This is a genomic window from Aeromonas sp. SER, from assembly GCF_038739615.1.
Lineage (GTDB): Bacteria > Pseudomonadota > Gammaproteobacteria > Enterobacterales > Aeromonadaceae > Aeromonas > Aeromonas jandaei.
Window position 1 is genome coordinate 78,318 of record NZ_JBCGFC010000016.1, and the last position, 14,101, is coordinate 92,418.

General features: G+C 60.0%; 9 protein-coding genes. 5 read left to right on the forward strand and 4 right to left on the reverse strand.

The window, feature by feature from the left end:
- Positions 1-22: 22 nt before the first annotated feature.
- Together AAHA41_RS19620 and barA are read right to left on the reverse strand one after the other, a co-directional pair.
- On the reverse strand, positions 23-502 hold the full coding sequence (locus AAHA41_RS19620; protein ID WP_323070562.1) for a DUF1456 family protein: 480 nt from the start codon (positions 500-502) through the stop codon (positions 23-25).
- Between the two features lie 96 nt (positions 503-598).
- Positions 599-3,310, reverse strand: coding sequence for a two-component sensor histidine kinase BarA (gene barA / locus AAHA41_RS19625; protein ID WP_203131930.1), 2,712 nt, complete (start codon positions 3,308-3,310; stop codon positions 599-601).
- A gap of 77 nt (positions 3,311-3,387) precedes the next feature.
- Between barA and rlmD the strand changes: the two genes are divergently transcribed.
- The 5 genes from rlmD to eno all read left to right on the forward strand — a co-directional run bounded on the left by rlmD (position 3,388) and on the right by eno (position 11,282).
- Positions 3,388-4,710, forward strand: a complete 1,323-nt coding sequence (gene rlmD / locus AAHA41_RS19630; protein WP_323070563.1) for a 23S rRNA (uracil(1939)-C(5))-methyltransferase RlmD — start codon at positions 3,388-3,390, stop codon at positions 4,708-4,710.
- A 211-nt stretch (positions 4,711-4,921) separates the two neighbouring features.
- Positions 4,922-7,135, forward strand: a complete 2,214-nt coding sequence (gene relA / locus AAHA41_RS19635) for a GTP diphosphokinase (protein ID WP_040068329.1) — start codon at positions 4,922-4,924, stop codon at positions 7,133-7,135.
- 179 nt (positions 7,136-7,314) lie between these two features.
- Entirely contained in the window at positions 7,315-8,112 is a 798-nt protein-coding gene (gene mazG, locus AAHA41_RS19640; protein ID WP_040068330.1) for a nucleoside triphosphate pyrophosphohydrolase, read from the forward strand.
- A gap of 141 nt (positions 8,113-8,253) precedes the next feature.
- Positions 8,254-9,891, forward strand: coding sequence for a CTP synthase (glutamine hydrolyzing) (gene pyrG / locus AAHA41_RS19645; protein ID WP_033113091.1), 1,638 nt, complete (start codon positions 8,254-8,256; stop codon positions 9,889-9,891).
- Between the two features lie 89 nt (positions 9,892-9,980).
- Entirely contained in the window at positions 9,981-11,282 is a 1,302-nt protein-coding gene (gene eno / locus AAHA41_RS19650; RefSeq protein WP_005335583.1) for a phosphopyruvate hydratase, read from the forward strand.
- 219 nt (positions 11,283-11,501) lie between these two features.
- Here eno and AAHA41_RS19655 read toward each other — a convergent pair whose 3' ends face one another.
- Both AAHA41_RS19655 and AAHA41_RS19660 read right to left on the reverse strand, forming a co-directional pair.
- Positions 11,502-13,466 (reverse strand): LTA synthase family protein, encoded by a 1,965-nt coding sequence (locus AAHA41_RS19655; RefSeq protein WP_323070564.1) that lies wholly within the window; start codon positions 13,464-13,466, stop codon positions 11,502-11,504.
- 175 nt (positions 13,467-13,641) lie between these two features.
- Positions 13,642-13,890 (reverse strand): alpha/beta hydrolase, encoded by a 249-nt coding sequence (locus tag AAHA41_RS19660; protein ID WP_323070565.1) that lies wholly within the window; start codon positions 13,888-13,890, stop codon positions 13,642-13,644.
- Between the last annotated feature and the right edge of the window lie 211 nt (positions 13,891-14,101).

Genomic DNA, 14,101 nt, shown 5'->3' on the forward strand with positions numbered 1-14,101 from the left:
GCCTGCTGGTTGAGCGGTGCAGTTAGCTGCGATATTTGGCGGTGAGGCCGAGCAGGAAGTTGCGCAGGATCTGATCCCCGCAATCCTGATAGTGCTTGTGATCCTTGGAGCGGAACAGGGCGCTCAGCTCGGATTTGGAGAGGTTGAAGTTGGCGAGCTTGAGCGTGCCGAGCATATCCTCTTCCTTGAAGTTGAGGGCGATGCGCAGCTTGCGCAGGATCAGGTTGTTGTTGATCCGGTTTGGCACCACCTGGGGCGGCGCATCTTTCCGCACACCGCGACGGGTGACGATGAGACCATCGAGGAACTGGCTCAGGGCGGAGTCGGGGCAGGCGGCATAGCCCGCTTCCTGTACTTCTCCCTCTTCGGCCTCTTTCATCAGCCAGCCGTGCAGTTGGGCATGGTCGATGGCCAGATTGCCCTTGGCAAACATCTCGACCATCTCGTCGTTGCTGATGGTGAGGGCGTAGCGCAGGCGGCGCAGAATATCGTTGTTGGTCATGCTGACTCCTGTTTAAACGGCGCAACTTTACCATCTGTCGGCCCCCGCGTCAGAAAAAGCGGGGAAACGATATCTCCGTGCGCGTACCAGTCTTGCTTAGCTCAGGTAGCGTGGCGCCTCCTGGCGCACCAGCTCAAGGGCATCCTGCAACTCCAGCAGCTCGGGCTCCAGCTCGCTGACCGGCACGCCGTCACGCAGCTGTTGCTCCAGTTGTGACAGCAGCCGCTGCAGGCCTGGCACCCCCGAGTAGGCGCAGCCGCCGTTGAGACGGTGGAGCTGGGCCAGCACTTCACTGTCGTCGATGGCACCCGCAAGAGCGGCATCCAGCACAGGTTCCACCTCGTCGAAGCTGGCCAGCAGCATGGTCAGCATCTCTCTGGCCAGATCCTCCTTGCCGGCCGCCTGACGCACCGCCAGTGCCCAGTCGATCTGCTGATCGCCGACGATCTGGTGACGGCGATGGGCAAAATCGGTAATGAGTCTGGCCAGCATGCTCTCGTCGATGGGCTTGGCCAGATAGTCATCCATCCCCTGGCGGATCAGGCGCTCCCGCTCGCCGGGAATGGCGTGGGCAGTCACCGCCACGATCGGCGTCTCGGTATTGAGGGACTGGCTGCGGATCGCCTGGGTGGCGCTGATGCCATCCATGATCGGCATCTGGATATCCATGAAGATGATGTCGAACGGCTGGCTCTGGGCCTGTTTGACCGCCTCCTTGCCGTTCTTGCAGAGCACGACCTGAGTCACCATCTCCCTGAGCATGGCGGCGATGAGCTTGAGGTTGGCGGCGTTGTCATCCACTGCCAGCACCTTGATCGGCTGCAGCTGGCGAGCAGATGGCTGGGCCGGCAGCTGCTGGCGGCTCGCCTCCGGGGTGAGCAGGGCGTGCAGCAGCTTGCGATGGTTGAGCGGCTTGGAGAGACAGTGCTGTGCACCGTGAGCCAGCATCGCCTCGTAGAGCGCCGGTTCATGGCTGCTGAGCAGCACTATGGTGTTCTGCTGCTGGCCGCTCAGGCTGTCGAGTCGGCTGATCACCTGTTGCGGAGTATGCAGGGTGCTGCTGCCAATGAGCACAATGTCCTGTTCACTCATCTCTGGCCAGGGGGCATCGTTTGTCAGTAGCTGCACATCGAGCTGCCACTCGGCCAGCAGCGCCAGCAGGGCGGCGCGAGCAAAGGGGTCCGGCTCCAGCAGCCAGAGCCGTTTGTTGCGGATGCGATCCAGCGGCAGCTGATCGGTCTGCGGCAGGGGAGAGACCTCCAGATCCAGGCTGAAAGAGAAGACTGAGCCCTTGTCCAGCTCCGACTCGAAGCGGATCTGGCCACCCATCTGTTGCACCAGCTTCTGGGTGATGACCAGACCCAGTCCGGTGCCGCCATAACGGCGCGAGATGGAGGAGTCGGCCTGATTGAAAGCCTGGAACAGCTGGCGCTGCTGCTCTTCCGAGATGCCGATGCCGGTATCCCGGATCCGCACGTTGAGCTTCACCTTGTGGTTGCTGCTGCCGAGCTGCTCGATATGAACATCCACGTTGCCGCGCTCGGTGAACTTGATGGCGTTGCCGGTGAGGTTGGTCAGCACCTGCTGCAGACGCATGGGGTCGCCGGTGAGGGTATCGGGGACATCCGCATCGACCCGCAAAGAGAGCTCCAGTTGCTTGTCGTGGGCGCTGGGGCCGAGCAGGTGCATGGTCTCGTTGAGGGTGTCGCGCAGGCTGAAGGGGATATGCTCCAGCTGCAGCTTGCCCGCCTCCAGCTTGGAGAAGTCGAGGATGTCGTTGATGATGCCAAGCAGGTTGCGCGCCGACTTCTCGATGGTCTGCATGTAGTCGGTCTGGCTCGGCGTGAGGCTGGTCTTGAGCAGCTGGCGGGTAAAACCGATGACGCCGTTGAGCGGGGTGCGCAGCTCATGAGACATGTTGGCGAGGAACTCCGATTTGACCCTTGCCGCCTCCTGCGCCCGCTTCTTGGCCATGTCGAGCTCGACGTTCTGGATCTCGATCTGCTCCAGTGTCTCGCGCAAATCCGAGGTGGCCTGATCGATATTCTGCTGCATCTCCTCGTGATATTCGGAGAGCGCCTTGGCCATGGCGTTGATGCCGTTTTTCAGCATGTCCAGCTCGCCGGTCAGCTCGCCGCTGACCCGGGTATCGAGCCGTCCTTCCCGGATCTTGTGCACCGCCTGCACCATGTTGGTGATGGGCTGGGTCACGCTCTTGACCAGTCGGAAGCCAAACAGGGTACTGACGGCGACCCCGAGCAGCACCATGATGATGGCGAAGAAGGTATCGCGGTAGTGGAGCAGCATGGCGCGATCCGTGGTCATCTGCATCGAGATGTAACCGATCATCGGCGGCTCCACATCGCTGGGCAGCGGGAAGCCATCCATGGTGGTTTCGGCCTGGATCGGGGTGCGCAATATGATGTCGTCACCGTAGAGGGTGATGCTGGTCAGCTCCGGAATCGGCTCGCCATCGGGCAGTTGCAATCGGGTGAAGTCCCTGTGGTAGTTGGACGTCACGAACAGCTGGTTGTCCTGGGTGAAGACGGCGATGGACTTGATGAGCGGCGAGTTCTTGCGATGGGTCAGACCAATCAGTCGCTTGAGGGATTCGCGGCTGTGCTGGGTCATACCATATTCACTGGCGATAGCCAGTGGCTCTATGATGTTGATCCCTTGATCGATCAGGTTGTTTTCCAGCTGCTGGTAGCGATGGAAGGTGAAGTAGCCGGCCATCAGGCCACCGATGATCAAGGTGGGTAATATGGTAAATGCCAGCACCCGCGCCCGAAGGCCGTATTTGGTCATACTATTATTCTTGTGGGACAATAGCCTGCTGCAGATTCCACAATCATGACATAGCCACCTAATAGGCACCAAGTTTTATGGCCCAGTTTTTCAAGCCCCAAAAGAAATCCACCCAGCCCCAACGCATTGAATTTACGATAGACACCCTCGATCACCACTGTGTCGGGATCGGTCGTCATCAAGGCAAGGCGATCTTTGTTGAAGGGGCGCTGCCCGGCGAGACCATCAAGGCCCGCATCACCGAAGACAAAAAGCAGTATGGCCATGCCGCTCTGCAACAGGTGGTGACACCGGCCGCCAATCGTATCGCCCCCTTCTGCAGTCACTACCGCGAGTGCGGTGGTTGCAGCGCCCAGCATATGTCGGTGGCGGATCAGCAGGCAGCCAAGGCGGCCGGACTGGTCAATCTGTTCGAGCGTCTCGGCAATATTAGTGCGCCAGCACTGGAGCCGGTGCTGACTGGCGAGGAGCGTGCCTATCGCCGGGTCTGCCGGCTGGCCATCAAATTCGACAAGAACGGTCGCTGCACCCGGGTCGGTTTTCGTCGCCGCAACAGCAACGATCTGGTGGAGATCGAAGGGTGCCCGGTGCTGGCCGCACCGCTCTCTGCCCTGATTGCGCCGCTGCGCGAGTGCCTCAATCGCTTGAAGAGCCAGCGTGAGCTGGGTCATGCCGAACTGATCCAGGCGGAGCAGGGGATCATGATGCTGCTCCGTCATACCGGTCGTCCCAACGAGACGGATCGGGCGCAGCTGGTGGAGTTTGCCGCCGAGCAGGGTATCGACCTCTATCTGCAGGCGGCCGACGACAAGATAGTGGCGCTGCATCAGCAGTTCGAACCATCTTACTCGCTGGATGGCCTGTCTCTTGCATTTGCTCCGGGTGACTTCATTCAGGTCAACGGCCCTGTCAACCAGCAGATGGTCGATCAGGCGCTCTCATGGCTTGGGGCGAGCAAGGATGACAAGGTACTCGATCTCTTCTGTGGCATCGGCAACTTTACCCTGCCGCTGGCCCGTCAGGCCCGCGAAGTGGTGGGGGTGGAAGGTGAGCTGGCCATGGTGGCGCGCGCCGAAGAGAACGCCCGTCGCAACGACATCAGCAACGCCCGTTTCTACAAGGCGGACTTGAGCGGCGATATCGTCGGCATGTCCTGGGCGCGGGAAGGGTTCGATCTGGTACTGCTGGATCCGGCTCGTCCCGGTGCGCTGGAGGTGATGGAGCACGTAGTGAAACTTTCACCCAAGCGGGTGGTCTACGTCTCCTGTAATCCGGTGACGCTGGCGCGTGATAGCCAGGTGCTGGTGAAGGGCGGTTATCGACTGGTGCGGTTGGGCATGCTCGACATGTTCCCCCACACTGGTCATCTGGAGTCCATGGCCCTCTTCGAACGGGGCTAGCGAGTGCTCATCAGCAACCTGAACTGAAGCTGTTTGAGCAGACGTGATTGGGGTAACCTAGCCCCTCGTAATTCGGCTGGGCCTGCCGGAGAGACCTATTGTCTTTTTTGACAATATGCCTTGAAACCCTCTCCGAAAATCCCCATTTGAGGCGATCTCACAAGGGGTGAAAGTGACTACTTTCGGCCAAACACTTTAAAGGATTGATACCATGGTTGCGGTTCGCGATATTCATTTGAAAGACAACTTCACCCTGGAGGAGTGGGTCAGCTCGCTCACCCTGAGTGACAGTGACAAGGAGCAGTTGCGAACCGTCTACCAGTATTGCCTGACGTTGGGTGACGAGGCCCTCACCAGCAAGCTGCTGGTGCGCGGCATCGAGATGGTGGGCATCCTGCTGATGCTCAGCATGGATCTCGGTACCCTCAAGGCAGCCATCATCTACCCCTTTGTCGAAGCCGGTCTCATCAGCCAGGAGCGGATGGACGAGGACTTCGGGCCCAAGATCGCCAAGCTGGTGGAAGGGGTGCTGGAGATGGAGGCCATCCGCTCCCTGCAGACCCTCCATCGCAGCGAAACCTCGCCGGAGCAGGTCGACAATGTGCGCCGCATGCTGCTCGCCATGGTCGAGGATGTGCGTGCCGTGGTCATCAAGCTGGCCGAGCGGATCGCCTGCCTGCGGGAAGCGAAAAAGGCGGATGAAGAGACCCGGGTGCTGATGGCCCAGGAGATCACCAACATCTATGCGCCGCTGGCCAACCGGCTCGGTATCGGTCAGCTCAAGTGGGAGCTTGAAGATCTCGCCTTCCGTTACCTGCACCCGGAAACCTACAAGCAGATCGCCAAACAGCTGGATGAGAAGCGACTCGATAGGGAGCGCTACATTCAGGAGTTTGTGCGCTCCCTGCGCGATGCGCTGAAAGAGGCGGGGGTCGAGGCCGAGGTCTATGGCCGACCGAAACACATCTACAGCATCTGGCGCAAGATGCAGAAGAAGCACCTCGAATTCAACGAGCTGTTCGACGTGCGTGCGGTGCGGGTAGTAACCAAGCGGCTGCAGGATTGCTATGCGGCGCTCGGCATCGTTCACACCCACTTCCACCACATTCCCCGTGAGTTTGACGACTATGTCGCCAACCCCAAACCCAACGGCTATCAGTCGATCCACACGGTAGTGGTGGGGCCGGAGGGCAAGACGGTCGAGATCCAGATCCGTACCGACCAGATGCATCAGGATGCCGAGCTCGGCGTCGCTGCCCACTGGCGCTACAAGGAGGGTCCGCAGGCTGGCGGCAAGGCCAACACCTTCGAAGACAAGATCGAGTGGCTGCGCAAGCTGCTCGCCTGGCAGGAGGATCTCTCCGAGAGCGGCTCCCTGCTGGAAGACCTGCGCAGTCAGGTGTTCGAGGACAGGGTCTATGTCTTCACCCCGAAAGGGGATGTCATCGACTTGCCGGCGGGTGCCACTCCGCTCGACTTTGCCTATCACGTCCACAGCATGATCGGCCACCGCTGCATCGGTGCCAAGATTGACGGTCGCATCGTGCCGTTCACCTACGCGCTGCAGACCGGCGATCAGGTTGAGGTGATCACCCAGAAGGAGCCGAACCCGAGCCGCGACTGGATGAACCCCAACGCCGGCTTCCTGCGCTCCAGCCGGGCGCGGGCCAAGGTTGCGACCTGGTTCAGAAAGCTGGATCGGGACAAGAATATCGTGGCCGGTCGCGAGCTGTTCGAGAAGGAGCTGGATCGCCACAACCTCAGCATGTCCAAGATCGACAAGGGCAACATGCTGCGCCGCTTCAATCTGGAGAGCACCGACGATCTGCTGGCCGGTATCGGCAGCGGCGATATCCGCATCAACCAGGTGCTCAACTATCTCGACACCTGCTACAACAAGCCGACGGCGGAAGAGGAAGATCGTCGCCTGCTGGAAAGGCTGGAGCAGAAGGCCAATGCGCCGATGCGCCACAAGCCCAAGGATCACATCGTCGTGGAAGGGGTCGGCAACCTGATGACCCATATCGCCCGCTGCTGTCAGCCGATCCCGGGCGATGCCATTCAGGGCTTCATCACCATGGGACGCGGCGTCTCCATCCACCGTGAAGATTGCGAGCAGTTGAAAGAGCTCTCCCGTCGCAACCCGGAGCGACTGATCGATGCGGTGTGGGGCGAGAATTACTCCGGCGGCTACAGCCTCACCATCCGGATCATCTCCAATGATCGCTCCGGCCTGCTGCGGGACATCACCACAGTGCTGGCCAACGAGAAGATCAATGTGATGGGGGTACGCTCACGCTCCAACGTGCGCGAACAGACCGCCGAGATCGACATGGAGCTGGAGATCTACAACATCAACGCCTTCAACCGGGCGTTGGCAAAGCTCAGCCAGCTCAATGACGTAATTAGCGCCAAGCGGCTTTGATAGAGAACCGACCGGCCCCAGTGGCCGGTCTGTATTTGCGACCCTTTTTGAACTAATCGAAAGCGAATATCCCATGTCCCCACGTTATGACTTCTCCCGACTGTTTGACATGAGATTGCTCGACTGCGCGGCCTGATGTCGCTTCCTCCCCCATTTAACGAATCGAAAGTGAGTAGCCCATGTCCCAACGTTACGATCTGCCCCAACTGCTCGACATCATGGCTCGCCTGCGCGATCCGCAAAACGGCTGCCCCTGGGATCTGAAACAGAACTTCCAGACCATAGTGCCGCACACCCTGGAAGAGGCCTACGAAGTTGCTGATGCCATCGAGACCGAAGATTGGCAGGGGCTGAAAGGGGAGCTGGGTGACCTGCTGTTTCAGGTGGTGTTTTACGCCCAGCTTGGCAAGGAGCAGGGGCTGTTCGACTTCGCCGATATCGTCGATACGGTGAGCGAAAAGCTCATTCGCCGCCACCCCCATGTTTTCTCGGATGCCGACCTTGCCAACGAGCAGGCAGTAAAAGCGAACTGGGAAGCAGAAAAGGCCAAAGAGCGCGCGGCCCTCGACAAAGAGAGCGTGCTGGACGATATCCCGCTCTCGCTGCCGGCCCTGACCCGTGCCGCCAAGATCCAGAAACGCTGTGCCACCGTCGGTTTTGACTGGAAGACGCTGGGGCCGGTGGTGGACAAGATCCACGAGGAGATCGACGAGGTGATGGAAGAGGTGCTGATGGTCGATGTGGATGAGGCGCGGGTGAGCGACGAGCTCGGCGACCTGCTGTTTGCTACCGTCAATCTGGTGCGCCATCTGGGCAAGGATCCCGAGCAGGTGCTGCGGGGCGCCAACGCCAAGTTCGAGCGTCGCTTTCGTCAGGTTGAGCAGATAATCGCCGCAGAAGGGCTGAAAATGAGCGATTGCACCCTCGAAAAGCTTGATGCTGCCTGGGACAAGGCAAAGGAAACCGAGCAAAGTTGATTTGGCGCAAGATGGGGCGGCAAGGAGCCTGATAGATTTTTGCTCATTGTTTGGGAGAGGGGTTTTTGGTATACTGTTTCCCCGTCCTGCTTCATCCCCGAAGCACCCCTTAAAATTCCCTAAACTTCTTTCAGGTTCAGCATGACGACCAAATATATTTTTGTTACTGGTGGCGTTGTTTCATCCCTCGGCAAAGGCATTGCCGCAGCTTCTCTGGCAGCCATTCTGGAAGCCCGTGGTCTGGATGTGACCATCATGAAACTGGACCCCTACATCAACGTGGATCCGGGCACCATGAGCCCGACCCAGCATGGTGAAGTGTTCGTAACCGAGGACGGGGCCGAAACCGATCTGGATTTGGGTCACTACGAGCGTTTCATCCGCACCAAGATGACCCGTCGCAACAACTTTACCACCGGCCGTATCTACGCCGACGTACTGCGTAAAGAGCGTCGTGGTGACTATCTGGGCGCCACTATTCAGGTTATCCCGCACATCACCAACGCCATCAAAGAGCGGGTGATTGCCGGTGCCGAAGGCCATCAGGTTGCCATCGTCGAAGTGGGTGGTACCGTAGGTGACATCGAGTCCCTGCCGTTCCTCGAAGCCATTCGTCAGCTGGCTGCCGAAGTGGGCCGCAACAATGCCATGTTCATGCACCTGACTCTGGTTCCTTACCTGGCTGCTGCCGGTGAAGTGAAGACCAAGCCGACCCAGCACTCTGTAAAAGAGCTGCTCTCCATCGGTATCCAGCCGGATGTGCTGATCTGCCGCTCCGACCGTGCCATTCCTGCCAACGAGCGCGCAAAAATTGCCCTGTTCTGCAACGTGCCCGAGCGCGCCGTCATCTCCATGAAAGACGTCGACTCCATCTACAAGATCCCGGCACTGCTGAAATCCCAGAACCTGGACTCCTACTTCACCGAGCGTTTCGGTCTGGAGTGCAAAGAAGCTGACTTGTCCGAGTGGGAACAGGTTATCTACGAAGAGGCCAACCCGACTGGTGAAGTGACCATCGGTATGGTTGGCAAGTACGTCTCCCTGCCGGACGCTTACAAGTCCGTCAACGAGGCGCTCAAGCACGGTGGTCTCAAGACCCGTCACTCCGTCAACATCAAGTACATCGACTCTCAGGATATCGAGACCCGTGGCTCCGAGCTGCTGGAAGGTCTGGACGCGATCCTGGTGCCGGGTGGCTTCGGTGAGCGCGGTGTGGAAGGCAAAATTCTGGCTGCCCAGTATGCCCGCGAGAACAAGATCCCCTACCTGGGTATCTGCCTCGGCATGCAGGTTGCCATGATCGAATTTGCTCGCAACGTAGCGGGCATGGAAGGGGCTCACTCCTCCGAGTTCAAGAAAGATTGCGCGTACCCGGTCGTCGGCCTCATCACCGAGTGGGTGGATGAAGAGGGCAATATCGAGACCCGTACCGAGAAGTCTGATCTGGGCGGTACCATGCGTCTGGGTTCCCAGCTCTGCCACCTGGTCGAAGATTCCAAGGTGCGTCAGATGTACGGCAGCCCGACCATTTACGAGCGTCACCGCCACCGTTATGAAGTCAACAACAAGCTGCTGCCGCAGATCGAGGCAGCCGGCCTGAAAGTGACCGGTCTCTCCGCTGACAAGAAGTTGGTGGAAATCATCGAGATCCCGGATCACCCCTGGTTCGTGGCCGCGCAGTTCCACCCGGAGTTCACCTCAACTCCTCGTGATGGCCACGCCCTGTTCGCCGGTTTTGTGAAGGCGGCAGGCGAGTATCAGAAGCGTAATTTGAAGTAATTGAAAATAAATGCGGTTGGGGCACTGTGCCACAGCCGCTTTTTTTGGCATATTTTTGTTGTTTTTTTACGAAACCTGAGGAAATACACATGTCCAAGATCGTTAAAGTGATCGGTCGTGAAATCATCGACTCCCGTGGTAACCCGACCGTTGAGGCCGAAGTTCACCTGGAAGGTGGTTTTGTTGGTATGGCAGCCGCTCCGTCTGGCGCGTCCACCGGTTCCCGCGAAGCGCTGGAACTGCGTGACGGCGACAAGAGCCGTTTCCTGGGTAAAGGCGTGCTGAAAGCCATCGAAGCCGTAAACGGCCCGATCGCTCAAGCTCTGCTGGGTAAAGATGCCAAGGACCAGGCCACTGTCGACCAGATCATGATCGACCTCGACGGTACCGAGAACAAATCCAAGTTCGGCGCCAACGCCATCCTGGCTGTTTCCCTGGCTAACGCCAAAGCTGCCGCTGCTGCCAAAGGCATGCCGCTGTACGCCCACATCGCCGAGCTGAACGGCACCCCGGGTGTTTACTCCATGCCGCTGCCGATGATGAACATCATCAACGGTGGTGAGCACGCCGACAACAACGTCGACATCCAGGAGTTCATGATCCAGCCGGTTGGCGCCAAGACCCTGAAAGAAGCCGTTCGCATGGGCGCAGAAGTGTTCCACAACCTGGCCAAAGTGCTGAAGTCCAAGGGCTACAACACTGCAGTTGGTGACGAAGGTGGTTTCGCTCCGAACCTGAAATCCAACGCCGAAGCGCTGGAAGTTATCGCTGAAGCCGTTGCCGCTGCCGGTTACAAACTGGGCACCGACATCACCCTGGCTATGGACTGCGCTGCTTCCGAGTTCTACGACGCAGAGAAGAAAGAGTACAACCTGAAAGGCGAAGGTCGTGTCTTCACCTCCAACGGTTTCTCCGACTTCCTGGCTGACCTGACCACCAAGTTCCCGATCGTCTCCATCGAAGATGGCCTGGACGAATCTGACTGGGAAGGTTTCGCCTACCAGACTGCTGAACTGGGCAAGAAAATCCAGATCGTTGGTGACGACCTGTTCGTAACCAACACCAAGATCCTGAAGCGCGGTATCGACAACGGCATCGCCAACTCCATCCTGATCAAGTTCAACCAGATCGGTTCCCTGACCGAAACTCTGGCTGCCATCAAGATGGCCAAAGACGCTGGCTACACTGCCGTCATCTCCCACCGCTCCGGTGAGACCGAAGACGCGACCATCGCCGACCTGGCTGTTGGTACCGCTGCTGGCCAGATCAAGACCGGTTCCATGAGCCGTTCTGACCGTGTTGCCAAGTACAACCAGCTGATCCGTATCGAAGAAGCTCTGGGTGCCAAAGCTCCTTTCCGCGGTCTGAAAGAAGTTAAGAACCAGGCTTAATCAAGCCTCGGTCGTCAACCTCGGTTGACCCGGCCAGACCTAAGGTTTGGCGAACAGTCCGGAGCCCTTGTGGCTCCGGATTTTTTTATGGCTGTTTTCCGGCGCGATTGCCGGTGTGGCAGAAGTTGGCAGCGCAGCTGGCCAGCCAGGGTCAGCAGTCACTGACCGGCAACAGATACAAAAAGCCCGCATGATGCGGGTTTTTTGCTTGGGGTTGGCTCAGCTCTTGGCGTTGTCAGCCTTGCTGCGGGGGTCAACTCCCGCAGTCGTGGCGGCGGCTGGAGCGCTTTGCTCGGCCAGTTGTGGAGAGAGCAGGCTGGCTGGCGCGAGCTGGCCATAGGCGCGCGACTTGCCCTCAAACAGCAGGCTCTGCTGATACCAGGTGGTTGCCCAGCTGAAGTCCCGCTCGCGGGCCGCCGCTTCGTCGCAAGGCTGCGGCCGGTGCAGTTGCAGGTCTGCCTTCCAGTTAAAGCAGGTGAGCTTGTCCGGCTCGCGCATCGGATACTCGACGATCCGCTCGCCGTAGACCCGCCCTATGGTGCCGCTGGCGGCATAGATGCCCCCGCGCGGCGCTTCGCTTAGCAGGGAGTGGCCGGTAAACCAGGGCGCCTTGCCCCCCAGCAGGTCGAGGATGGTGGGGGCGATATCCTGCTGGGCGCCGATGCCCGGCTGATGGCGCGGGGCGATGGAGCCATCGGTGGCGAACATCAGGAAGGGGATCCAGTACCGCCCCATATGGCCGCTGCGCTCGCCAGCGGTGTGATCGGCGGTGATGACAAACAGGGTCGGGCCAAGGTTGGCTTGCTTGTACTCCTCGATAAAGCGGCCGAGCGCCTTGTCGGCATAGTGCAGCACGCTCATCTGCCGCTCGTTGCTGCTTTGGTCGCCAAACAGCCAGGGCTCGCCCGGCGGCAGCTGGTCATCGTGAGTGGTGGTGTTGTTCACCATGTAGAAGAAGGGGCGCGACTCCGCGCGCGCCTTGCTCAGGATAAAGCGGTAGAGATCCGGGTCCTGATAGCCCCAGCTGTTCTGCTCCACCTCGGCGGCGGGCATCTCCAGCTTGCCGTAAGAGGCCTGCGTCCCCAGCAGCTGGGCCAGCTGTCCGGTCTCCCCCTTGTGCATCCCCTGAAAGACCGCCGTGCTCCAGCCGGCGTCGCTCAACAGTTTGGGCAGGCACTCGTAGTGCTGATCTTGCAGCGGCGTATTGGGGATGCCCGCCTCCAGCGGATTTTGATAAGAACAGAGCGCGGTAAAGAACCCCTCCACCGTGCGGCGGCCGCCGGCGATCAGGCCATCGGTGCGCAGCCCCTCGCGGTGCAGCGCATCCAGATGGGGAGTGACATTGGGCGCAGCCGGGTTGTAACTCTGCATCAGCTCGGCAGGCCAGCTCTCCAACAGCATCAGAATGACGTTCATCTTGCGCTGCGGCGGTTGGTAGGGGGCGTGGCCATCGAGCTGTGCCAGCGTCGCCAGCTGCGGTGCTGCGGGTGGCGGCAGCTGCTGATAGAGCGGCGTGCCGCCGCCGGTTTCGTCGGCGGAGCTGCTGCTGACCAGCATGGCGTAGACGGGGTTGAGGGCGAGCAGCGCCTGCTGGGGATTGCCGATGGCGTAGGCGCGATCCGGCTTCATCGGCAGATCGGTCAGGGAGCCGCGCACGCAGAGCACCGCGATGGCAAAGGTGAGCAGCAGCGGCAGCTCGGTCTTCGCCAGCGTCATGCGCGCCGGCAGGCGCAGCTGGCGGCGACACAGCAGGGCGCTGGCCAGTGCACCGGCCAGGGTTGCGACCATCAGCAATGGGTACTGTTTGAGGGCGGTGGTGAGCAGACTGCCCGCCTCGCGGGTCACCTCGCCCAGCTCATAGCCGATATGGCGTCCCGAATTGGCGAAATACATCAGGTCGGCCACCTGCAACACTGCCAGCACCATGGCCGGAACCCACCACCAGAGCCAGGAGAGGCGACGCAGCCCGAGCCGCACCGCCAGCCAGCAGAGCAGGGCGCTCGGCGCCCACAGCAGGGCCGCCGCCGCCAGATCGAAGCGAAAGCCCCACAACAGCGCCTCAAGTTGTTGAGTGGTGGTCAGCACCGCAAAGCTGGCGGGCGACCAGAACAGCAGCAGGGATTTGAGCAGCAGTGCCAGGAGCGCGAGCAGCGCCAGACCCGACAGCAGAAAGCGAGCGAACATAGCCAATCCGGAGTTTCAGGAAGTCATCGAGCGGCTATTGATAACGGATGTAGTTGTCGGCTTACAAGCATTACTGTCACGCAATGGTAACCAGATGTGACAAGTGTGAAGAGGTTCGCCTTTGCCGGGGAGATGCGAGAGCCAAGTGCGCTCGCATCTCCTCCCTGTTGTGCACCTAGCGGGCGGCGGATTGGCTGGTCAGCCAATCTTGCAAGGTATTGGCAAAGGCGGCGGGTTGCTCGATGGGGTAGAGGTGGTTGGCCCCGTCGATCCGCTTGAGCTGGCAGTGCGGCAGCTGCGCGACAAGGGCCTCGCTGACCAGCGCGAACAGCGGGCGGGTCGCCGCTCCCAATACCACGCAGGCGGGCAGGGTCAGGGTGGCAAGACGTGCGGGCGACCAGTCGGGGCGTTCGCTCTGGCTCAACTGCTTGGGCAGGCTGGCGGCCTCGGCCAGCTGCGCCTGCTGCCACTTGACGGGCTGGCTGGCAAAATAGCCGCCGCGGCCACCCCCCCGGTGTCAGGATAGTTGTCGCCTGATCTGATCTATCTACAAGTGAAGACCGGGGGAGGATAAAGAGTGTCGAATGGCTCGTTATTCAAGTGAACGGAAGGCCGCTTTGCTCAAGAAGCTACTG

Coding starts and splice junctions, on each gene's coding strand:
- AAHA41_RS19620 (WP_323070562.1), bottom strand. CDS start 502: ATGACCAACAACGATATTCTGCGCCGCCTGCGCTACGCCCTCACCATC.
- barA (WP_203131930.1), bottom strand. CDS start 3,310: ATGACCAAATACGGCCTTCGGGCGCGGGTGCTGGCATTTACCATATTA.
- rlmD (WP_323070563.1), top strand. CDS start 3,388: ATGGCCCAGTTTTTCAAGCCCCAAAAGAAATCCACCCAGCCCCAACGC.
- relA (WP_040068329.1), top strand. CDS start 4,922: ATGGTTGCGGTTCGCGATATTCATTTGAAAGACAACTTCACCCTGGAG.
- mazG (WP_040068330.1), top strand. CDS start 7,315: ATGTCCCAACGTTACGATCTGCCCCAACTGCTCGACATCATGGCTCGC.
- pyrG (WP_033113091.1), top strand. CDS start 8,254: ATGACGACCAAATATATTTTTGTTACTGGTGGCGTTGTTTCATCCCTC.
- eno (WP_005335583.1), top strand. CDS start 9,981: ATGTCCAAGATCGTTAAAGTGATCGGTCGTGAAATCATCGACTCCCGT.
- AAHA41_RS19655 (WP_323070564.1), bottom strand. CDS start 13,466: ATGTTCGCTCGCTTTCTGCTGTCGGGTCTGGCGCTGCTCGCGCTCCTG.